General features: G+C 46.4%; 21 protein-coding genes. 9 read left to right on the forward strand and 12 right to left on the reverse strand.

The genetic code is table 11. From position 1 onward, the window contains the following. Positions 1-27 precede the first annotated feature (27 nt). Together ACN08W_RS07045 and ACN08W_RS07050 are read left to right on the forward strand one after the other, a co-directional pair. Positions 28-966, forward strand: a complete 939-nt coding sequence (locus tag ACN08W_RS07045) for a glycosyltransferase family 2 protein (protein ID WP_419107177.1) — start codon at positions 28-30, stop codon at positions 964-966. 5 nt (positions 967-971) lie between these two features. After that, positions 972-2126: a glycosyltransferase gene (locus tag ACN08W_RS07050; protein ID WP_419109125.1), complete on the forward strand. Its 1155-nt coding sequence runs from the start codon at positions 972-974 to the stop codon at positions 2124-2126. Positions 2127-2205: 79 nt separating this feature from the next. On the opposite strand, the gene ACN08W_RS07055 is transcribed toward ACN08W_RS07050, so the two are convergent. From ACN08W_RS07055 to rfbA, 4 genes are all read right to left on the reverse strand, one after another. After that, positions 2206-2502: a PqqD family protein gene (locus ACN08W_RS07055; RefSeq protein WP_419107175.1), complete on the reverse strand. Its 297-nt coding sequence runs from the start codon at positions 2500-2502 to the stop codon at positions 2206-2208. Continuing rightward, on the reverse strand, positions 2499-3362 hold the full coding sequence (locus tag ACN08W_RS07060) for a nucleotidyltransferase family protein (protein ID WP_419109126.1): 864 nt from the start codon (positions 3360-3362) through the stop codon (positions 2499-2501). Before ACN08W_RS07060 ends, ACN08W_RS07055 begins: the two co-directional genes overlap by 4 nt. Before the next feature lie 144 nt (positions 3363-3506). Continuing rightward, positions 3507-4916 (reverse strand): polysaccharide biosynthesis tyrosine autokinase, encoded by a 1410-nt coding sequence (locus ACN08W_RS07065; RefSeq protein WP_419103328.1) that lies wholly within the window; start codon positions 4914-4916, stop codon positions 3507-3509. Positions 4917-5082: 166 nt separating this feature from the next. Continuing rightward, positions 5083-5943 (reverse strand): glucose-1-phosphate thymidylyltransferase RfbA, encoded by an 861-nt coding sequence (gene rfbA, locus ACN08W_RS07070; RefSeq protein ID WP_419103327.1) that lies wholly within the window; start codon positions 5941-5943, stop codon positions 5083-5085. An 83-nt stretch (positions 5944-6026) separates the two neighbouring features. Here rfbA and rfbB point away from each other — a divergent pair, with 83 nt between their 5' ends. The 7 genes from rfbB (at position 6027) to ACN08W_RS07105 (ending at position 12622) form a co-directional block, all read left to right on the forward strand. Next, the gene (gene rfbB, locus ACN08W_RS07075) at positions 6027-7025 is read left to right on the forward strand and encodes a dTDP-glucose 4,6-dehydratase (protein ID WP_419103326.1); all 999 of its coding nucleotides are present in this window, start codon (positions 6027-6029) and stop codon (positions 7023-7025) included. A gap of 3 nt (positions 7026-7028) precedes the next feature. Further along, the gene (gene rfbD / locus ACN08W_RS07080; RefSeq protein ID WP_419109127.1) at positions 7029-8453 is read left to right on the forward strand and encodes a dTDP-4-dehydrorhamnose reductase; all 1425 of its coding nucleotides are present in this window, start codon (positions 7029-7031) and stop codon (positions 8451-8453) included. A 254-nt stretch (positions 8454-8707) separates the two neighbouring features. Continuing rightward, the gene (locus ACN08W_RS07085) at positions 8708-9316 is read left to right on the forward strand and encodes a 50S ribosomal protein L25/general stress protein Ctc (RefSeq protein WP_419102086.1); all 609 of its coding nucleotides are present in this window, start codon (positions 8708-8710) and stop codon (positions 9314-9316) included. A gap of 127 nt (positions 9317-9443) precedes the next feature. Further along, complete coding sequence (gene pth / locus ACN08W_RS07090) at positions 9444-10037, forward strand: aminoacyl-tRNA hydrolase (protein ID WP_419107172.1); 594 nt, start codon at positions 9444-9446, stop codon at positions 10035-10037. Between the two features lie 174 nt (positions 10038-10211). Continuing rightward, positions 10212-11513 (forward strand): cysteine desulfurase, encoded by a 1302-nt coding sequence (locus tag ACN08W_RS07095; RefSeq protein ID WP_419109128.1) that lies wholly within the window; start codon positions 10212-10214, stop codon positions 11511-11513. A gap of 24 nt (positions 11514-11537) precedes the next feature. Beyond that, positions 11538-11999, forward strand: coding sequence for a Fe-S cluster assembly sulfur transfer protein SufU (gene sufU / locus ACN08W_RS07100; protein WP_419103322.1), 462 nt, complete (start codon positions 11538-11540; stop codon positions 11997-11999). 191 nt (positions 12000-12190) lie between these two features. Then, complete coding sequence (locus ACN08W_RS07105) at positions 12191-12622, forward strand: adenylyltransferase/cytidyltransferase family protein (protein WP_419107170.1); 432 nt, start codon at positions 12191-12193, stop codon at positions 12620-12622. A gap of 101 nt (positions 12623-12723) precedes the next feature. Here the strand turns inward: ACN08W_RS07105 and ACN08W_RS07110 are convergent, their stop codons facing one another. The 8 genes from ACN08W_RS07110 to ACN08W_RS07145 all read right to left on the reverse strand — a co-directional run bounded on the left by ACN08W_RS07110 (position 12724) and on the right by ACN08W_RS07145 (position 20321). Next, positions 12724-13221: a DUF2505 domain-containing protein gene (locus ACN08W_RS07110; protein WP_419107169.1), complete on the reverse strand. Its 498-nt coding sequence runs from the start codon at positions 13219-13221 to the stop codon at positions 12724-12726. A gap of 158 nt (positions 13222-13379) precedes the next feature. Continuing rightward, entirely contained in the window at positions 13380-14042 is a 663-nt protein-coding gene (locus ACN08W_RS07115; RefSeq protein ID WP_419109129.1) for a glycosyltransferase, read from the reverse strand. Between the two features lie 69 nt (positions 14043-14111). Beyond that, the gene (gene pssD / locus ACN08W_RS07120) at positions 14112-14561 is read right to left on the reverse strand and encodes a PssD/Cps14F family polysaccharide biosynthesis glycosyltransferase (protein WP_419102093.1); all 450 of its coding nucleotides are present in this window, start codon (positions 14559-14561) and stop codon (positions 14112-14114) included. Between the two features lie 27 nt (positions 14562-14588). Then, the gene (locus tag ACN08W_RS07125; protein WP_419103986.1) at positions 14589-15818 is read right to left on the reverse strand and encodes a Wzz/FepE/Etk N-terminal domain-containing protein; all 1230 of its coding nucleotides are present in this window, start codon (positions 15816-15818) and stop codon (positions 14589-14591) included. 6 nt (positions 15819-15824) lie between these two features. Next, positions 15825-17333 carry a lipopolysaccharide biosynthesis protein gene (locus ACN08W_RS07130; protein WP_419103985.1) on the reverse strand — a complete coding sequence of 503 codons (1509 nt, stop codon included), beginning with the start codon at positions 17331-17333 and terminating at the stop codon, positions 15825-15827. 2 nt (positions 17334-17335) lie between these two features. Next, positions 17336-18634 carry an O-antigen ligase family protein gene (locus ACN08W_RS07135; RefSeq protein ID WP_419109130.1) on the reverse strand — a complete coding sequence of 433 codons (1299 nt, stop codon included), beginning with the start codon at positions 18632-18634 and terminating at the stop codon, positions 17336-17338. Between the two features lie 3 nt (positions 18635-18637). Then, a complete protein-coding gene (locus ACN08W_RS07140; protein ID WP_419103983.1) occupies positions 18638-19558 on the reverse strand; it encodes a glycosyltransferase family 2 protein in 921 nt (306 codons plus the stop codon). A gap of 13 nt (positions 19559-19571) precedes the next feature. Beyond that, the gene (locus ACN08W_RS07145) at positions 19572-20321 is read right to left on the reverse strand and encodes a CDP-alcohol phosphatidyltransferase family protein (RefSeq protein ID WP_419103982.1); all 750 of its coding nucleotides are present in this window, start codon (positions 20319-20321) and stop codon (positions 19572-19574) included. Positions 20322-20605: the final 284 nt, after the last annotated feature.

A 20605-nucleotide genomic window follows, 5' to 3' on the forward strand; every position in this document is an offset into this window, starting at 1 on the left:
AATTCACTCATGGGAGAGCACCTTTAAATGTATAAAGCAGCAGTTATTATCCCCACTAGGGGAGGAGCATCTAAACTTCACTATCCTTTAGATGCTCTAGAACAACAGACCGAAAAAGATTTTCAAGTTATTGTTGTCTGCGATGGTGATATTGACGGATCTGAGAGCGTCGTAAAGACCTACCAACAGCGCGGTATTCTCAACATTGAGGCTATCGTTTTTCCGGAAAATCGTGGACGTTCTAAAGCTCTTAACGCAGGGCATCAGGCTGCTGATGCAGAGATTCTGATTCGTTGTGATGATGATCTTGAACCGGGCGAAGATTTTATTGCGGAACATATCCGCCTACATCAGGGCGATGGTGAGACTGGAGTGATTGGTTTAGTCCACAATGTGTATCCTGATAATGCTTATGCACGAGCTTATGGATACCATCGCGATATAAAGTTCCGAGAAGACGCATATCGAGTTTCTCCTGATCGTCGATGGAACTTTTGGAATGCAAATGCTTCGCTGAGCCGTCACATGTACGAAAAAGTTGGTGGCTATGACGAACGATACCGACTTTACGGTTGGGAAGACGTTGATATGGGGTATATGCTCCATCAAGCTGGAGCAACCATTATTCTTGCACCAGAGCTGGAATCTCGTCACTATATCGCGGCAACAACAACTGCAGGACGAGCAACCAGAGCTTTACACTCTGGCGCTGCACGGGCAATCTTTATTGATAAACATGGTGATGAAGTTTTAGGGGACATTAAACTCCATGGTTTGTGGGGAACTGCTGTCAAAGCTGTTGCCGCTCTAACCACCGAGAAAACCATTAATATCTTTGGATCAGCTATTGATTCTGTGGCTGATAGGCTTCCTCGTAAAGTTTCAGAAAAACTTATTTCACTTGTTGTAGAGTCTGCTGGATATGCCGGAATTACATATCCTCAACGCGCCCGAAAGGTCTTCTAAACTCCATGGTTCTTTTCCCCCAGTTCAAGAACTTCCTTCGCAAATTCTCTCGCACCGCACCCATAACAGAAGAGTTCGCTATTGCTCATGACTACCTCACACAACGTGGTGGTGCAGAACGCGTTGTGCTTGCTATGCATAAAGCTTTTCCGGAAGCTACGATTTACACTACGTTATATGATCCTGAGAATACGTACCCAGAATTTAAAGACGCAAAAGTGGTTGTCTCTCCTTTAAACAAAATAGGAGTTTTCCGCAAGAATCATCGTTTGGCTCTACCCGTCCTTCCGCTTGCAAGCTCTTTCCTTCGCGTACCAGCACGGAAGACTCTTGTCTCCAGCACAGGGTGGGCGCATGGCTTTAACTTTTCTGGTGCATCACTCATTTACTGCCACTCTCCGGCACGATGGCTATACCTGAGCGATGAGTATTTAGGGAATTCTACTCACCCATTAATTGGTGTCGCATTGAAAGTTCTTCGCCCTGCATTAATCCATTGGGATAAACGTGCTGCACAGAAAGCGGGCCCTTATGTCGGTAACTCTACGGTGATTCGTCAACGTATCTTCGACGTATACGGAAAGAATGCTGAGATTATCTTCCCGCCGTATTCTACGAGTTCAACGGACGTAACCGAACCTATTGCCGGATTAGAAGAGTTTATGGCTGACGGCGATTATTTTCTCGTGGTTTCTCGTCTTTTGCCGTATAAAAATGTGGCAGATGTTGTGCAAGCGTTTAACCGGTTAGGTCAGAAACTTCTTATTATTGGTTCTGGGCCAATGGCTCAGGAATTGAAAAAAATGGCGGCGGATAATATCCGTTTTGCTCATAATGTTTCTGATGCACAGCTAAGTGGGGCATATGCTCATTGTCGTGCTTTATTAGCGGTCTCTTACGAGGATTTTGGGCTGACGCCCCTAGAAGCTGGCTCTTATGGAAAACCAACGATTGCCTTACGAGCGGGTGGTTATCTAGACACCATTCAAGAGAACGTGAATGGGTGTTTTATTGAGAAACCGACACAAGAAAATATTTATCATGCTGTAGACACTTTCAACCCTGAACAATGGGACGCTCAGCATATTCGTGAATATATTCAAAAGTTTTCTGAAAAGCAATTCGTTCGACAACTTCGTCAGAAATTAGCTTCCCTCTAGAACTAATCATTGTGACGCCTCAAGAATGTATTGAGATAAAAGAGTGGTACGAGAGAAATTCTCGTACCACTCTTTTCTTTTAGCTGTTTTCTTTGAGATACCCTTTAGAAACAAAAGACTGGATAAAATCTGTTACCTCATCTTTAATATCCTCAACGGGCACCTGATAGATTTCACTGATTTCGTTGATCAGTTCTTCTAAGGTCATGGGGGCTTCTAAAAGTACCCAGATTGCGGCGCTAGAGCCTTCAAGAATCATGATTTCTGATGTGCGTAAGTCAGCAAGATAGACTGCATAGAATTCTTGATGTGTTTCAACCTCATGGTTCAGAACGAACGCGCAAGAAGAAGAATGAGTGTATTGTGGGGTGCTCATCGTTTTCTCCTGATAGCTGTAAATCGTTCGAAGAATTTTTCTCGAAGTTCTTGACGGGTTGGTTTTCTACCTAAGGTCATCGCTAGATGGTCTTCGTTGACTGCAACGATGGATTTAATAACTCTCCATTTATCGCCTAATGTTTTGGCCCTTCGTAGACGAGCTGTCCATTGAATGGCTGGCGTTGAGTCTTCCGAAACAGATTTCCAGAGGAGATAGTGACGGCTATCTTTATGCGCTTCAATATTCCCTAGAGCCGTATCAAAAGCTAATAAAGAATCTAGCTCTTCTGCTCGAGTACGTAAATTATCCCAGTCAGAAGCCTCAAGAGAAGAATCTAAGAACGTTATATCAGGTTTAACTTTTGCAGAAGCTCGTGCACCATGCAAAACGACGATGAGTTGCATATCTATGAGAGACGGAACCATACATGGGTAATGCGCTATTTCTTTCACACGACGCCTTTCCCATAACTGGTCAAAAGCTCGTGTAGGGTTTTCATACCCAAGGCCTGGGAAATAACGGTGAATGTCTGTTAACCCCCACGATGGGTGATAAAGAGTTTGTGCATGCTCGAAAATGGAACCTGTTTCAAAATGAGCTAGGGTCTGCCAACCAGCTTGATTGAGGATGTAGATAAAACGTTCTACATGGGCAGGCCGTACGAGTACATCGACATCGGTACTTGTTCTACCTGGGCGGTATGCTTCTTTTTCGAAAGCATAACCTTTAATATGTAGGATATCGATACCGTTGAGATCAGCTAGATGCTGAAAATAAGCATGAGATAGGCGAATACGTACAGGCAAAGAAACCTGTTGCTCTGTAGTAGAGCTATTGCTTTGAAGATGATTGCTCAAAATCTATGTCCCTTGAATCTATGCGTTAATACCATTGTATCTCTAAAAATCTCTGGAGGTATGCTGGGAGGGTCTTACACCATACCAGACGAAAGGGGTGGTGCGGTATCTACGAAGTACCACACCACCCCTGATAGCTAGATGCTATTTTTTACGTTTGGTTTTTGCTTTTTTGGCTTTATCTTTATCAGAACCATAGTAGGAGGTGTATCCTCCGTAGGTTCCTGCATAGCCAAAGCCGTAGTAAGAATTTCCGAGGCCGCTAAGCGGTGTACGGTTGATGACCGCACCAAAGAGGTTAGCCCCAACTTTTCTAATCATCTTCGAGGACTCTTCAAGATGTTCCTTACGAGTCTTTCCCACTGTTGCTACGAGGAGTACGCCATCTACTGATGGAGCCAAGAGCGAAGCATCGGTTACAGGAAGAAGCGGAGGAACGTCAATGATGACCTTAAACTCTTTCGTAAGATCATCAATAAGCTGACTCATTTTCTCTGAACCAAGCAGTTCAGAAGGATTCGGGGGAGTATGTCCTGCTGGCAAGATGTGAAGGTTTGGGCTGCCATTGTATGGGCGGGTCGCTTCCTGAAGCGTAATCTGACCGGCAAGGAGCTGGCTCAAACCAAGCTTAGAGTCAATCTTAAACTTCTTTGCGATGGTTGGACGACGCAAGTCAGCATCGATAATGATGGTTGGCTCGCCAGCTTCAGCCAAAGAACGAGCCAAAGAAGTTGCCACAGTGGACTTACCTTCGCCAGGTTCAGAAGATGTCACAATAATAGAACGCGGTGGTTTATCAACGTTGACGAAGCGGAGGTTTGTACGTAGCTGACGAACTGCTTCTTGAGAAGCATGGTCGTCTTTGTTCGTGGTGACTTGATCTTCAGAAAGGCTCTCAGTCTCTGGGAGCATGCCCAAAATGCCAGCATCAGTAGCTTTAATGACATCGTTACGAGTACGAACTTTGACGTCTAGTGCACGGCGTAGGAAGATGACAGCAAAGACAGCAACCAAGCCAATGAGTGCAGCAATGCCAACATTCTTTTTCGTGTCAGGGCTGATAGGAGCGCCAGGGAGTGTTGCGTCATCAAGAGGGACAACACGAACAGTAGTGGATCCTTCTAGCTCATTAACAACTTTTGCTGTCGCTTCTAAAGAAGAGTTTGCTAGCACCTGAGCGCCTTCGGGGCTAGTTGCTGTTGCACGAACTCGGATAAGAGCAGACTCACCTTCGAGAGAAGCCCGTAAACTTCCACGAATCTGACCTTCAGAGAGTTTGAGGTCAGGGTTCTCTGCAAGAATCTGTTTTGCAACAGGGCCGGAAGATACTAATGCTAGGTAAGAGCGCGCTTTATCTTTTGCTGCTGAGCTACCGGAAATTACATCGCCGATACCCTCAGACTGCCCAACAGTGACGTAGCCGGTGGCAGATGAAGCATAGATTTTAGGTTGGAGGAGTGAATACCCCAGCCCTAAGAGGGCTCCGATGAGTGCGCCGATGACTAAGAGTTTCAGGTTAACCCTGAGCAGACGCGCAAAATCAAGAATTGTCATATTGTAAAACCTTCAAAAGGCGGAATGATGGTGGAGATAAAGATAGTTTAAGTCTTGGTCATTCTAACACTGGTCGCTTTGTCTACTTCAGTGAGTGATAGAAAACTCTCAAAAGTAATTGCTTTCACGAAACATCGAGTGCCCAATGACGTAAGTGCTTTGAGAACTACTTCAAGAGATTGAGAAGATATTGTCCGTATCCACTCTTTACTAACGGCTGTGCCCGCTGAGCTAGTTGCTCGTCGCTGAGGTATCCCATACGCCAAGCAATTTCTTCAGGGCAACCAATAGATAGACCTTGACGTGCTTGAACAGTGCGAATGAAGCTCGTTGCATCTGCTAAAGAATCAAAAGTTCCGGTGTCTAGCCATGCAGTTCCACGAGGAAGGACCTCTACCTGCAATTTTCCTTGCTCAAGGTAGACCCTGTTCAAATCGGTGATTTCTAGCTCTCCGCGGGCAGAAGGCTTAATGCTTTTAGCGTGTTCGACAACGTGGTTGTCGTAGAAATATAACCCTGGAATAGCGTAATCGCTCTTAGGGTTCTCTGGCTTCTCTTCAATTGAGAGAGCTTTGAAATCTTCGTCAAATTCAACGACGCCATAAGCTCTTGGGTCAGCAACACGGTAACCGAAGACTGCGGCTCCTTCGATGTTGCTATATTTACGGAGCTGATTGCCTAGGCCCGGGCCGTAGAAGATATTGTCACCTAGTACGAGCGCCACACTATCGTTGCCGATGTGTTCTTCTCCCAATAAGAACGCTTGTGCTAGGCCATCTGGAGAGGGCTGCACCTTGTACGTGAATGAAACTCCAAATTGCGATCCGTCCCCAAGTAGACGCTGGAATTGTTCACTATCCTCTGGTGTTGTAATAATGAGGATATCTTGGATACCCGCCAACATTAAAGTTGAGAGCGGATAATAAATCATTGGTTTGTCGTAAACAGGAGTGAGCTGCTTACTGATGCCGAGTGTGATGGGGTGGAGTCGACTACCGGTTCCCCCCGCTAAAATAATTCCCTTCATACGCTTTATTGTGTCATGAAAATCAATGAAATATTTGTTATTTGTGCAAACGCTACGAATAATACTTCCCGTACCATGTAACTATGGGAAAAATTCTTGTCACCGGCGGAGCCGGCTTTATCGGTTCAAACTTCGTACACCACCTTTTAGAGAACACCGATCATCATGTAACTGTGCTCGATATTATGAGCTACGCTGCTAACGAGAAATCTTTAGCAGGTCTAGACTCATCGCGTTTTGAGCTTGTCAAAGGCGATATTGCAGACCGCGACGTGGTAGATCCACTTGTGCAACAGGCAGATGCTGTCGTTCACTATGCAGCAGAATCACATAACGATAATTCATTGAACGACCCTTCACCTTTTATCCACACTAACCTCATTGGTACGTATACCCTCCTTGAGGCGGTTCGTGAACACAAAACCCGTTACCACCATATTTCTACTGACGAAGTGTTCGGTGACCTCGAACTCGACGACCCTCAAAAATTTACAGAACGCACCCCCTATAACCCCTCCTCGCCGTACTCTTCCACAAAAGCTGGATCAGACCTTCTTGTGCGCGCATGGGTTCGTTCATTTGGTATTGAAGCAACCATTTCTAACTGCTCCAACAACTACGGGCCTTATCAACACATCGAAAAATTTATTCCACGACAAATCACCAACGTTCTCTCCGGAATCAAACCAAAACTCTACGGAGAAGGCCTGAACGTGCGCGACTGGATTCATGCCTCAGATCACTCCTCTGCTGTGCTGACCATTCTTAACAAAGGAAAAATCGGAGAGACCTATCTTATCGGGGCGAACGGCGAAGAAAATAACATCACCGTGCTACGTACAATCTTGCGTTTGATGGGTAAGCCAGAAGACGCCTTTGAACACGTCGTAGATCGTCCCGGACACGACCTGCGTTACGCTATCGACGGCACTCGTCTGCGTGAAGAACTCGGCTGGGAACCTCGCTTTACTGATTTTGAATCAGGACTTGCAGATACCATCCGCTGGTATGAAGACAACCGAGACTGGTGGGAACCTCTCAAAGCTGAAGTTGAAGCAAAATACGCGAAAGCAGGGCAGTAAAAGATGACTCATGATCTTGCCGTGCACACCACTGATATTCCGGGGCTTCTCGTGATTGACCTGCCTGTTCACGGAGATAACAGAGGTTGGTTCAAAGAAAACTGGCAACGCGAAAAAATGGTGGCGCTTGGACTACCTGACTTCGGGCCAGTACAGAACAACATCTCCTTCAACGCAAGCGTCGGAACAACTCGTGGCATTCACGCTGAACCATGGGATAAATTTGTTTCAGTAGCTACCGGAAAAATCTTCGGTGCATGGGTAGACTTACGCGCCGGAGAATCTTTCGGAAAAGTCGTTACCGTTGAACTCGGACCAGATAAGGCGGTGTTCGTTCCTCGTGGCGTCGGAAACTCTTTCCAAACACTTGAAGATAACACCGCATACACCTACGTCGTCAACGACCATTGGTCCGCTCAAGCACAAGGTGAATACTCTTTCTTGAACCTTGCCGATGAAACTGTTGCTATCGACTGGCCTATTCCTCTCGAACAGGCAGAACTTTCTGATAAAGACAAAAATCATCCACGCTTAGACGCTGTAGAACCTGTCCAAGAAGCTCCTATTCTTGTGATTGGAGCTCAAGGGCAACTCGGTAAAGAACTCGTACGACAGCTCACCGAACGTCATATCCCATATATCGCAGCAACTCGCGATGAAATAGATATGACTGAACCTAAAAGCTGGGAGAAAGCCTATCGTTGGCGTTCATTACGCGCCATCATCAACGCTTCAGCCTATACTGCTGTTGATAACGCGCAGGTGGGGCAAGGACGCACTGACGCATGGGCGGTTAACGCCACTGGTGTGAGCGCATTAGCTCAGATTGCGCGTGAAGCAAACATCCCATTGGTACATGTATCAACGGACTACGTCTTTGACGGTAGCCTTGAACGCCCAGAAGAATACTCTGAAGATGCGCCAGTAGCACCTCTTGGAGTCTACGGGCAATCCAAAGCCGCTGGAGAATGCGCAGTTAATGCCCTCGACGCACATTATTTGGTGCGAACCAGCTGGGTTATTGGTGAAGGTAAAAACTTTGTGCTCACTATGCGTTCACTTGCAGAGCGTGGTATCGATCCCGCTGTTGTTGCTGACCAATACGGCAGACCAACCTTCACTGAAGACCTTGCTGGTGCACTCTTACATCTGCTTGAGACCAAAGCACCCTATGGTACTTACCATGTATCGAACACTGGAGAAGTTATTAGCTGGGCGCAACTAGCTCAAAACGTCTACGAAGCGTGCGGACATGACCCTCAACGTGTGAGTGAAACAACTACCGCAGAATATTTTGCAGAAGCTGAGAACTACTCACCACGTCCTATGAACTCTGCAATGAACCTGTCAAAAATCATTGCTACTGGGTTTACCCCTCGCGACCATCAAGAAGCGCTCACAAAGTACCTTGAGGGTTTACAGGATTAAAAATATAGACGTTTGGGGTATCTATGACTTGAGATACCCCAAACGTCCCCTTGCCTGAGTATTATTAATCAGGCATAATTGAACGGTTGTCTCTTCAGATATAAGAAACAACGCCACTTGAGAAAGCCAAGGCGGTGGAATATCTACAGAACATCTGTAGGTAGGTCCGAACCCGACGGTGGCTGAACTGGAATAATATTCTGGCGTCAGTACACTGTATGGCGCAATATATCCAGTTGAAAGGAGTATCTCTTATGTCAGATACCATCAAAATTTCCGCAACTCTTCGCGAAGGCTTCGGCAAAGGATACGCACGTCGTATCCGTATGGCAGGCGACATTCCCGGTGTAATCTACGGACACGGTGAAGATCCCAAGCACGTTGTTCTTCCTGGTCACGCAACTACTCTTGCTGCACGTCAGGCAAACGCTATTCTTGCTCTTGACATTGAAGGCGAAGAAGTTCTTGCCATGATTAAAGACATCCAGCGTCACCCTATTCGTCCTGAACTTCAGCACATGGACCTCCTCATCGTTAAGCGCGGCGAGCGCGTCGAAATCGAGGTTCCTGTACAGGTTGAAGGCGAAGTTGCACAGGGCGCTGTAGCTAACCTCGAAGAAACCGTTCTCTTGGTTGAGGCAGACGCTTTGAAGTCTCCTGACGCTATCATCGTTGATATCGAAGGTCGCGAAGCTGGAAACCACGTTCTTGCAGGCGACATCAAGCTTCCTGCTGATGTAACCCTCGTTGCAGACGCTGAACTGCTTGTTGTTAACGTTTCTGAGCCTGAAGAACTCGACGTTCCTGAGCCTGAGACTGCAGAAGAAGCTGCTGAAGAAGCACCTGCTGAAGACGCAGAATAATCTTTTTCATCTTCTGACCTGATGAAGGTGGCGACGACCCGCATACTATGATGGTGTGCGGGTCGTTGTTGTTTGAGAGACTTATCTATCTGGTTGAAGACGTGGAGTATCGAATCAAAGGAAAATTATGAGTGACGTGTGGTTGGTTGTTGGGCTAGGTAATCCTGGGGCAGAGTATGAACGTACCCGTCATAATATTGGGCAGATGGTCCTTGACGAGCTTGCTCAGAGCGTAGGCGGAAATTTTAAACGTCACAGTAAAGCACGAGCAATGGTTCTTGAAGGGCGTTTAGGTATTGGTGGTCCACGTGCTGTTCTTGCTAAACCTTTGACATATATGAATGTTTCTGGTGCGCCTGTAGGACAGTTGGCCCAATTTTATGGTGTGTCTGCGGAAAATATTGTGGTGGTTCATGACGAACTAGATATTCCTTTTGACACTATCAAGCTCAAACGCGGTGGTGGTGAAGGCGGGCACAACGGGTTACGAGATATTACTAAGGTACTCGGGACTAAAGATTATTACCGTGTGCGCACGGGTATTGGGCGTCCTCCTGGGCGGATGAGTGTTTCGGATTTTGTTCTTAAACCTTTTAGTTCAGATGAAGTGCAATCCTTGCCGTTCCTTATTGATCAGTCAGCGCAGGCAGTACATATGTTGTTATCAGACGGTCTTATTGCTGCACAGCAGAAGTTTCATACGGCATCGGAATCTTCCTAAGATGCTGCACAAAAAGTTATGGTGAAGTCTGAGGCTCGGGCTTCTTACCATGCTGTGACTATCATTTTTTGTCACTGAAGAATAAGCTATCAAAACATGGTGTTATGATGTGCTACACGGCGCATCATAACTATTATTGACTATCCGTTGGCAGACCCCTAGAGGAGAAAACTCGTGACGCACCCTTATGCATTAGCTTCAGGAACTGTCTTGAACGACCAGACGGTACAACAGCTACGCGAGGACTTTCCTCTGCTCAATACTGAAGTTAACGGGAAACGGCTAGTGTATTTGGACTCTGGTGCGACAAGCCAGAATCCCTATCAGGTGATACAGACTGAACAGTCTTTCTATCAGCAGACTAATTCTGCGGTCCATCGTGGTGCACATACTCTTGCTGTGGAATCGACAGAACTCTTTGAGCAGGCTCGTATGGTTGTTGCCGGTTTTGTTGGTGCACAAGAGAACGAAATAGTATGGACGGCTAATGCTACAGAAGCGTTAAACCTCATCACATATTCTTTTGCGAATGCTTCATCTGGTATCGGCGCACCCGCATCACAACCTTTCGCGTTGTCTGAGGGAGACGAGATTGTTCTTACTGAACAAGAACATCACGCAAACTTGATTCCGTGGCAGATACTTGCTCAAAAAACTGGTGCAACGTTGCGTTGGATACCGCTTAATGCAGATGGGACTCTCAATTTAGAGGAGGCTGAACGCCTTATCACGGAGAGAACGAAGGTTCTGTCTTTTACTCATGTTTCGAACGTTCTTGGGTGTATTAATCCGGTAGATACTTTGGTGTCATTAGCACGTCAGGTAGGCGCATTCGTTGTTCTTGACGCCTGCCAGTCGGTTCCACATATGCCGGTGAATTTTCATGAACTGGATGTTGATTTTGCAGCGTTCTCTGGGCACAAAATGCTTGCCCCTACCGGTATTGGGGTGCTTTATGCAAAAGCAGAGCTTCTTGCCAATATGCCTCCTTTTTTGACGGGTGGTTCGATGATTACAAAAGTCACCATGACAGAAGCTAAATTTATGGAAGCTCCCACAAAATTTGAAGCAGGCACTCAAAAGATCTCTCAAGCTATTGCTCTAGCTGAGGCGGTGCGTTACCTTCAAAATATTGGGATGGATCAGGTCTATGCTTGGGAGCATGAGTTAGGGCAGCGTTTAGTGCGCGGAATCAACAACCTTGACGGAGTTCGTTCTTTAGGTCCTGAAGCAGGGCAGACACGAGCTGGACTAGTTGCTTTTGATGTAGAGGGAGTGCACCCTCACGATGTTGGACAGCTACTTGATATGCAAGGTATCGCGGTGCGTGTTGGACATCATTGTGCTCAACCATTGCACCGTGCTTTGGGCCTTACTGCTTCTACCCGCGCGTCAAGCTATATTTACAATACAACTGAAGATATTGATATTTTCCTTGAAGAGCTTGCACAAGTACGCAGCTACTTTGGATACTAAACCTTCGCTAAGAAAGATAGCCTTATGAGTTCACTAGATTCTTTATACCAGCAAATAATTCTTGACCATTCTAAACAACGTTTGGGGGAGGGGCTTAACGACAATCAGGGACACCCTAGTGCAGATAACCACCAATATAACCCCACTTGCGGAGACGAAATTAACTTGAGAGTCCGTCTCAGCGAGAACAAGCAACACATTGAGAATATTTCTTGGGAAGGTGACGGCTGCTCTATTTCTATGGCTTCAGCATCAGTGCTATCTGAGATGGCTCAAGGCTTAAGCATTGAAGAGTTCAACGAGATGGTGGAACAATTCCGTCAGCTATTACGTTCTCGTGGGACGATTGAACCAGATGAAGAACTCCTAGGGGATGCGGCAGCTTTTGCAGGTGTTTCTCGATTTGTTGCACGTGTTAAATGTGCGATGCTTTCGTGGGTTGCTGCCGAAGAGGCGGCAAAAGAAGCTCAGTTGCAGAACTCATAAGATGACAGTTCTAACAACTGTTATGAGAAAGCTACCCTAATCATATAGTTTTTACTGGTCAGAGCCTAAAAAAGTAGTTTTTGTGGGCTGTTGTCCCTAAAACTATGCCTAAGAATAATAGGCGTTTCTTTGCGCGCCTGACGTACTCTTGAAAAGTCAAAACATCTATGACAAGAGTATTTAGGGGACCTATGAACATCGGGTATGCTGCTGGAGCATTTGACCTTTTCCACGTAGGACATTTGAACATCTTACGAGAAGCTAAGAAACACTGCGATTACTTAATTGCAGGAGTCGTCTCAGACGAAATTCTAGAAATTACTAAAGGTAGGAAGCCTGTCATACCTTTAGCTGAACGTATGGAAATTGTCTCCCACATTGATTTTGTAGACCGTGTTCATGCAGAAGTCCTTGAAGACAAGCTAGAGACCTGGAAAGAGGTCCGATACAACACCTTCTTCAAAGGCGATGACTGGAAAGGGACACCACGCGGTATTGACTTAGAACAACGTTTTGCTCAGGTCGGTGTTGAGGTTGTGTACTTCCCCTATACCGCTCATACCTCCTCAACAAAACTACGCCAAGTCCTCGATAAACTAATGGAAACAGAACCACGAAGCTAAACTGTTTTCTTCTAAGACTTAAAAAGACTTGTGGGGCTAAGAACAGATGTTCTTAGCCCCACAACTCTTTTAATCATGCCCTCAAAAGGACACCAAATGTGTTAGTTTTGGGCAACCCACTGTTCTACAAGAGAACCAAGTTTTGAAAGAACCTTACCCACATAAGGTTCTGCGGCAGCAGCAATTTTCTTACCTACTAGAGGAATTGAACAAGATACCTGCCCAGATACTTCAATAACAGTCTTTTCCCCTGAGGCAGTAAGCTTCTGCGTTGCTCGCGCTGAAACGGGCATACCCGAGACCTTAATATCGGAGCTAATCGTTCGGCTACCATCAGCACTTGGAGCAGAAACGGTGTCAGACTGGGTCATCTGAAGGCCTTTAGAAACAAACTTCTGAGCAATATCAGGAACACGGTCAGCTGCAACAGAACGCTTGCTCACAGCAGAAAACGCGCCTGCAGTATCTCCCGAAACTTCGAGACCCTCAAAGCCAATACCCATTTTTTCGCATACAAAACGCGCAAAGTCTTCAGAAGCATATGCCTCAATCACGCGGTCGATAGGGGCATTAACCGTAGTGGTTTCTTGAATTGCCATGAACTGTCCTTCCTAAAAGAGCGAATTGAAAAAGATATTCCTATAACGACAGTAGCATCATAAAAAACTCTTACTATAAAGCTAACCGAAAACCTCGTCCCAGCACGGTTACGTTAACAGGTTTTCGCTATAAAAGAATGACTATGACTCTACCCGTCCTATGAACGGACAATACCTCGAATAACTTGTCTCCAACGGCGAATAAACTTACGCATATCATGACCTGCCTGCACCTGAGCCAAAGAAGCTAATCCCGCAGAGAGATTTTCTGAGGCCTGATCGGCTCCTGGAACACGGCGAGAGCCAAGATACTTCTGCGGATTGTTCAACGCCTCATCAATCTTCTGTGCAAGATCACGTGCATCTATAGCAACAAAAGCTTCACCATTATTTTCCATCACCTGTGAGAACTGAACCTGATGATTATCAACAACCTCATCAAATTCTGCAAGGCGTGGCACCGCAATAGGGATAACACCAACTTCACGCGCATCAAGGATAGACCCTGGGCCACCCTGAACCACAACCACCTTAGCCTCCTCATAAATCTTTAACAGTTCAGAACGAGGCATTCTGTCAATATTTTTTGTTGCGTGTTCGGCACCTTCAGTAAACCCATGCTGAAACAAACAAGTAACCGTCGGATGATTGAGAAGATACGACTCAACCCATTCAACAAGCCGGTCAAACTTGTGATAGTCCGTACCTAAAGACACCACAAGGTCATAACTGACCGACTGGTTCTGCAACTCACCTGACACATCAGAAGTAGAACCTTGCTGTTGAAGTGAAGGGGTACTCATGTTCTGAGAATCGCTCATGTACATCTCTTTTCACAAACGGAACGAATAAAAATGGTGACAACATTGTGCTAACGGAACAGCGCATCATTACATAATGGCCCCAATATTAACTGACTCTGGAAATGCTTTCTGCTGTTCTTCCCACTGAACGACAAACAAATCGCTCATGGGATAACATAACCGTGCACTCATCGTTGGCATCGTAATACGGTCATAGGCTTCAATAAAAACAGTGCGTATTTTTAAAAGTTTTGCAACTGCAAAAAATGACACCGACACCGCAGCACCAGTACTAATCACCACATCCGGCTTTTCTCGTCGCAAAGTCTTCCATGCGACTTTTAGATTACGAATAGCATTGGGGATATTGCGGGTTGTCGGAAAATACACCCAATCAATCGTCTCTCCTTCAAGAGCAGCCTTGACCTCAGGCAACTCAAAAGTTGCCCAAGTACGTTCATGCTCTTTCCAGAACTTATCGAGAGCAATCAGCTGTGCTAGATGTCCTCCAGCGCTCGCTACAAGTAGTACTTTCATGGTCAATCCTTACAATGGACGGAAAATTTAGGAGGTCAAGAAGACATACAAGAAATGTGCATCGGTGATGTGCTCAGCAACACTGACGAACTCTTCTAAATCATTGACTGAAGTTTCAGGAGTAAGCACTACAACGCAAGCGCCAAGAGCATCCGCTGCAGATAATACTTCTGAAAGTTCTGTGCCACGATCAGTGACTAGTACATTAGGTGTATCTGAGGGAGACAGTTTCTTCTGCGAAAGCAATGAAGCAGGGGAGTCAACAAACGTTAGGCCCTTATCCGCATAAGCTTGACGTAATGTTGCCGCAAAATCGTCAGAAGCACGTGGAACCGAAGAATACAATACGGCACCAGCAATATTGGCTTTGCGGAAATCACCATTGATTACGCCGATAGAGCGGAAAGCACGGCGAGTATCTTCGATATCTTGGGTGTCACGAATGACGAAGACATCTTCTCCCAAAATATCTTCTGCGCGGTCACGATAGTTCACTGTACGTGCACGAGAATCTAATACCCATGCAATGATGGCACCTAACAAAAGACCCGATACCGCGCCGACAAAAATACATTTAATGAACCCTAGATTTGTAGAGTCTTGAGGAACCTTTGCTGAAGTAATAATACGTCCAGCATTAGTGTCGGTAATGCGTACCTGAGCTAAACGTTCTTCTAATGCGGTGCGTGCAGCATCATTACCATTTTTGCCAAGAGCGTTAATCTGCTTTTCAATTCCGGCAGCAACCGTATTAACAGAATCCTGCAACGCATCAGAACGTACCGCAAGGTAGGCCTGTGCTACCGCATTTGCGTACTCTGCTGCGTCTTGTGCAGAAGAAGCTGTTGCCTTGACATCAAAAATAGCGGTGCCAGAGTGCGCAGAAACTTCAATAGATTGACGTAGCTCAGAGACTAAATCATCGTGTGAAGAGCTTAGTGACTTTGCTGCAGCCTCTGCTACCTCACGAGAGCTCGCAACTGAAGCTTCAGTATTGATAGAGACATTACCGTGGCTTGAAGAGCTAGGGTTTGTTGATAGAGGATTGACTAAAACGGTTGCTGAAGCCTCATACTTTGGTGTTGCAATCAGTGAGAATACGCCTGCAATAAAGACACAGACGAGAACCGTTACACCAATCACCATAGGATGACGTACCATCTTTTTCAGCTGTGCTGATAATGAGACTGTACGAATTGCACGGGCATTAGCTCGGGGCGAATCGACGACTGCTCGACGAGAAGTATTTCTAGCCATAGGTTTCTAGACCTCTTTCTTAGGGGCAAAGTGTTTGCCAACACGAGTTTGTTGTGGACGTTTATTGAAAAGTTTTTCTAATCCCATAGACTTTTTGAAAACTAAAATAGCTGAGCAATATAGTGCTATAGCTATACTGAGATACACCAGCAGAGACCACCACGTAACTCCCAGCCAAATGACCACTAATAGAGCTACCGCTGTGGGTATACCCCCAGCAATACCCATCACCGGTAAAAGCTGTGATAAGGAACTACGGATACCAACGAGGAAAAAGACCTCATACGAAGCAAGAAAAGTATCAACTAAAATAGCTGCCGACCACGCAACGACTGCACCATATAAGCCCCATACAGGAACAAGGGTGAAATTCAGTAGAAGTGAAACGGCCAAGGACGAAAGCTTGTTATAAAGTTGCCAGCGGCTCTTACCGCTCATCAAAAGAACGGACTGAACTCCTCCTGCGGCAATCGCGACCATCATCGCCGGGCAAATCACCCAGAGAACACCTGCGCCAGAAGAAAAACCATGGCCAAAAATCTCCAATAAGAGAGGGCCAAAGAACGCCAACGTGAGGTAGAACGGCCAGCTTAATGCGATCAGTGCACGAGTATTGCCGAGGAAAATTTCTTGTGCACGCGGATAATCATTGACGGCTAAAGCTGCGCTGATAGAAGGACCCGTCACAATACGACCAGTATGTTCAACCATGACGCCAACTCGCACCATACGGTTAACCGCACCATACACACCAGAAGCGCCAACTCCGACAAAAGCCGCTACGCAAAGGACGTCAATCCATTCGAGAATAGACTCAACGACAGCAGAAACTCCACGGGCCGAGCTAAAGCTCCAGAAAGAACGAGAAGTCTCTGCGGGTAGAGGATTCTCAACTAACGAATCTTCTTCGGTCGGAAGTGAACGTCGTACAGCAAAAAATGCAACGATAGCGACAACCACTACGGGGATCACCCAAGAGAACGCTAATGCAAGAGCATTACCGGCTACCGTAACTACTAAGAACACCGCGACAATACGTAGCGTTGGAAGCAGAACATTTTGCAAACCGGTAAAGAGAACTACCTGACCTAGGCCTCGTAAGACACCAAAACAGATGGTCATAAAAGTTGCGCAAAGTAGGAAAGCTGCGGTCACGCTGAGCATCATTCGGTAAGATTCAGAGAGCTCAGGCATCAGCCAAGCATAGCCAATTGTCAAAGAACTGATAGCTAAACAAATCGCTACCGATGGAATAGCCGCAAAACGAATAAGAGACGTGATTGCTGAATAACGCCCCGTTGCTTTCTGCGCTGACACCGTACGAACTAAACCAGTATCAGAACCAAACACCGATAACGATGTTCCAATAGCAAAAAGTGCCATGACCTGGAAAAAATCTCCAGCGCCAGAGGTTCCTAAGCTATTAGAAACGATGAGAGTCGCAACAAACGCAGCGCCAGCACCATACATGACAAAAACAGAGGAAATTGCCCCACTTTTAGCAAGAGAAGCCATAACTATAGACCCTCCTCATGCACAATAGAACGCATAATCAGAGCAAGGCAGAGCATCATTGCTGTCATTTGCATGATGTCAAAACTGTAGAAGATAAAAACGCAGATAGCGCATACCGGAACAGAGTGAATCCAAATACCGGCAGCTGAACTTACACCCCATGTGCTTGCGATGGAATAGAGCATAAAGGCCATGAAGAGGAATAACCCGACCAAACCGAAACAGAACATGAGTGCCCACAGGTAGCCTTGAGTGCCCATTGAAACACCAATGGTGACATTCATTCGTGATGTGCCATAGCCAACGAGTGGTGAATCTAAAACAGCTTCCCACGTTGCTTTATAAAGAGCTGCACGCCCACCGGTTGAATCTGAGTACTCTTGACGTCCTAGAATCTGAGCTAATGTTCCTGAAGCAACTAACGCAATAAGAGCGATGATGGCTGCAACCAACCCGTAGAAAGCTACTTTCAAGTTTCCTTCAAGGACATGGCGGAAAATAACATAGCTGACGCATAATGCTAAGCCAATGAACATGCCACGGTTACTGGTAGCGATTGCAGGGAAAAGACCTGCCGCAACGGATAAGCTCAAAATAATTTTTGTACGCCTCTTGGTTGCTGCAGTAATCACTGCCAAAACAACGGGGGTTAAGAAGGTAAAGGCTAGACCCCAACTATTTGCGTAAGGGAAGGGCGCTGACGGACGAATATAAGGTTCTGGGGCACCCCAAGGAAGCTGTACTTCTGCCAATGGTGGTTGCACATAATCACGGACGAGAGGATTATTCAAAAGTCCGCCTGGCATGAGATAACTCATGGGTGTGATAAGACGAAAATCTGGGAAGAATAATGCAAACCACCCTAGAATGACGACGGTGTACCATACCGTGACAAGCCCACCAAGCATTCCCTGAGCCGATATCTTTTCTCGGGCATTGAAAAAGTAAACGCCGTAGACACCAACGTTAAAGATGTTGACGAATCTCAGCCCCCACGCGAGGATATCGCTACCGCCGTGAAGAGAGACAGTACATACAAGACACCAAATTGTGAGTGCAAACCAGAGCCATTGTGTCTTATAGACAAGAATATTCCCGCGAATCATCATATAGGCAACCATGATGAGGGCAAGAACCGTCGGTAGGAACTGCCAAAGGCCCAACGCCCAGATGATAGGGAAACCGTAAAGGAGTGTATATAGAGGCCAGGCTGGAAGATGAGCAAAACTTTGGGTGGAGTAGGGGTCCGGTTGATGTTCGAAACGTGTGCCACCACGAGATTTAAGAAGTGCTAGCGCCATGTTTTATAGCCCCCGACCTGTTTTTTGTACAAAGTCTAATAGAACATGTGCTTTGACTAGACCGGTGGAAACAATATACGCAGCCCACGCTCGAAGTTGAGTGATGTCACGTGAAAGTGTTGCTCGTGCCCAGCGTCGTGCTTGTTGTGAGTTCCCCAGTGCAGCATACGCAAAAGCTACCTGACCGCTGATACGGGCAAGTCCTCGAGGCTGCTGTTCAAATTCAGGGAACTTCTGTAGAAGATAGGTGAGACCGTCTACCATAGACTGCCATTTTCCGGCAAAGAATGAAGGCCTATCCCATAAGACGAGAATGAGAGGGTCTTGGACGCTGAGCACATCAGCATGTTTGGTAGCTCTTAGCAACAAATCATAGTCTTCGCCGTAGGCACTAGGAAGTTGTTCGTCTACAAGACCAATTTTTCCGCCGTCAAGGTCTGCTCTACGGTAGAGCATGGCGGAGGGATGGATCTCGGTAATACGGGAGAGAAGAAAATCTGTGAAGGTTGCTCGCTCAGGTGCTAGCCGTTGTACATCTTCGCCGGCAGTGCGGATTGTAATACCGCTAGAAATGGCGATAGCCTGTGGATTCTCTTCCCAGAGTTGAACTTGGCGAGATATCTTGTTTTTGTACCAGTAATCGTCATCATCGCAGAACCCGATAAGTTCTCCAGAAGCAGCTAATATACCGCTATTACGACCGCCGGCTAAACCTTGTGGACGCTCATTGACAATAGTTTTGAGGGAACGATTTTGCGGAATATGAATATCGGTGAGCGTATCAATTTCTACGTGGTCAAAGACGACAATGACTTCGATATCTCCTGGATAATCTTGCTCCATAATAGAACGCACTGCTGTGCGAAGAAGCTCAGGGCGTGAACCGATAGTTGCGATAACTGCGGAGATAGTTGGAAATGACATGCTCAGACCTCTTTTATACGTCAGCTGGTGTGTTCAGGGACTGGAATTTACGTTTCATAGAAAGCGCGGTAGTGGCAAGGTTTGCGCAGAAAAGGAGGGCATAAACAGCGATAAATGCTGGTGCCCAACCCCAGAGAATGAAAATCCAGCAGAGTGTGCCAGCATCCATATGTAAGTTGATGAAAGACCTGAGTGCGCCGCCGGCAGGAGGTGCTGCTGTTTTACGGTTGTTGCGTAACTGTTCTGCAAGGATTTGGCTCATGAAGTGCCCAACAGTTTGTAACGTAAACGCAATAGGAATCCACCATAATGCCCATCCGTGTATTGGCCAGTCATCTTGCCAACGGATGAATGAAATCAGTACGGCAAGGTGAACAGCTGGTACTCGGATGGAATCAACGACGTGATCTAGCCATTCTCCGGCGGGGGAGGATGCTCCGGTGACTCGTGCGACTTGTCCGTCTGCCGAATCGAGGGCGTATCCGAGAGCGAAAAGGATACTGATGCTCAACGCTGTTCCGAAGGTGGGGGGAGCAAAAATTATGAGGATTATTCCTGTGAAGGACCAGAAAGCGCTAATTGCGGTGACTTGGTTGGGGCTGATTCCATATTTGACAGCTGCTGCCGCGAAATACCGTGCAAGGCGACGATTCACCCAACGAGTGTAAGCAGGGACTCCGTGGCCAGGTTTTTGGGCAGATTCTAACGCCGCGAGAGTCTCACGGAAACCTTGCGGAGAAGATGCTGTGTGTTGAGTACTCAAAACGAAAACATACCAATCAAGTCAGTGCAAACCATGGTGTGGAATGCATGGTGTATGAGGAGAAAAACTTCGGCTACATCTGCTAGAGCAGAAGTATTCGGTGACACTAGATAGTATCCTCAAAATCTTGAGAATACTGTGAGATACCAAGCTAAAACGACGTTTGTGGGGCAATATGTACCGAGAAAACATCGTTTAGGTGATGAGTTGCCACGAAATATTTGGTCTTGTTGTGAGATGTATTAAAGCTGAGAAAGCTGGGGTGTGTTCTTTGAGCATTCAAA

It is taken from the genome of Rothia sp. CCM 9419 (assembly GCF_048512815.1).
Taxonomy (GTDB): Bacteria; Actinomycetota; Actinomycetes; order Actinomycetales; family Micrococcaceae; genus Rothia.

What these genes read in the sequence shown, in the direction of transcription:
- ACN08W_RS07115 (WP_419109129.1), bottom strand. Translation starts at nt 14,042, where the DNA reads ATGAGCGATTCTCAGAACATGAGTACCCCTTCACTTCAACAGCAAGGT.
- ACN08W_RS07065 (WP_419103328.1), bottom strand. Translation starts at nt 4,916, where the DNA reads ATGACAATTCTTGATTTTGCGCGTCTGCTCAGGGTTAACCTGAAACTC.
- rfbA (WP_419103327.1), bottom strand. Translation starts at nt 5,943, where the DNA reads ATGAAGGGAATTATTTTAGCGGGGGGAACCGGTAGTCGACTCCACCCC.
- ACN08W_RS07055 (WP_419107175.1), bottom strand. Translation starts at nt 2,502, where the DNA reads ATGAGCACCCCACAATACACTCATTCTTCTTCTTGCGCGTTCGTTCTG.
- pth (WP_419107172.1), top strand. Translation starts at nt 9,444, where the DNA reads ATGAGTGACGTGTGGTTGGTTGTTGGGCTAGGTAATCCTGGGGCAGAG.
- ACN08W_RS07130 (WP_419103985.1), bottom strand. Translation starts at nt 17,333, where the DNA reads ATGGCTTCTCTTGCTAAAAGTGGGGCAATTTCCTCTGTTTTTGTCATG.
- rfbB (WP_419103326.1), top strand. Translation starts at nt 6,027, where the DNA reads ATGGGAAAAATTCTTGTCACCGGCGGAGCCGGCTTTATCGGTTCAAAC.
- ACN08W_RS07045 (WP_419107177.1), top strand. Translation starts at nt 28, where the DNA reads ATGTATAAAGCAGCAGTTATTATCCCCACTAGGGGAGGAGCATCTAAA.
- pssD (WP_419102093.1), bottom strand. Translation starts at nt 14,561, where the DNA reads ATGAAAGTACTACTTGTAGCGAGCGCTGGAGGACATCTAGCACAGCTG.
- ACN08W_RS07105 (WP_419107170.1), top strand. Translation starts at nt 12,191, where the DNA reads ATGAACATCGGGTATGCTGCTGGAGCATTTGACCTTTTCCACGTAGGA.
- ACN08W_RS07125 (WP_419103986.1), bottom strand. Translation starts at nt 15,818, where the DNA reads ATGGCTAGAAATACTTCTCGTCGAGCAGTCGTCGATTCGCCCCGAGCT.
- rfbD (WP_419109127.1), top strand. Translation starts at nt 7,029, where the DNA reads ATGACTCATGATCTTGCCGTGCACACCACTGATATTCCGGGGCTTCTC.
- ACN08W_RS07085 (WP_419102086.1), top strand. Translation starts at nt 8,708, where the DNA reads ATGTCAGATACCATCAAAATTTCCGCAACTCTTCGCGAAGGCTTCGGC.
- ACN08W_RS07050 (WP_419109125.1), top strand. Translation starts at nt 972, where the DNA reads ATGGTTCTTTTCCCCCAGTTCAAGAACTTCCTTCGCAAATTCTCTCGC.
- sufU (WP_419103322.1), top strand. Translation starts at nt 11,538, where the DNA reads ATGAGTTCACTAGATTCTTTATACCAGCAAATAATTCTTGACCATTCT.
- ACN08W_RS07140 (WP_419103983.1), bottom strand. Translation starts at nt 19,558, where the DNA reads ATGTCATTTCCAACTATCTCCGCAGTTATCGCAACTATCGGTTCACGC.
- ACN08W_RS07110 (WP_419107169.1), bottom strand. Translation starts at nt 13,221, where the DNA reads ATGGCAATTCAAGAAACCACTACGGTTAATGCCCCTATCGACCGCGTG.
- ACN08W_RS07135 (WP_419109130.1), bottom strand. Translation starts at nt 18,634, where the DNA reads ATGGCGCTAGCACTTCTTAAATCTCGTGGTGGCACACGTTTCGAACAT.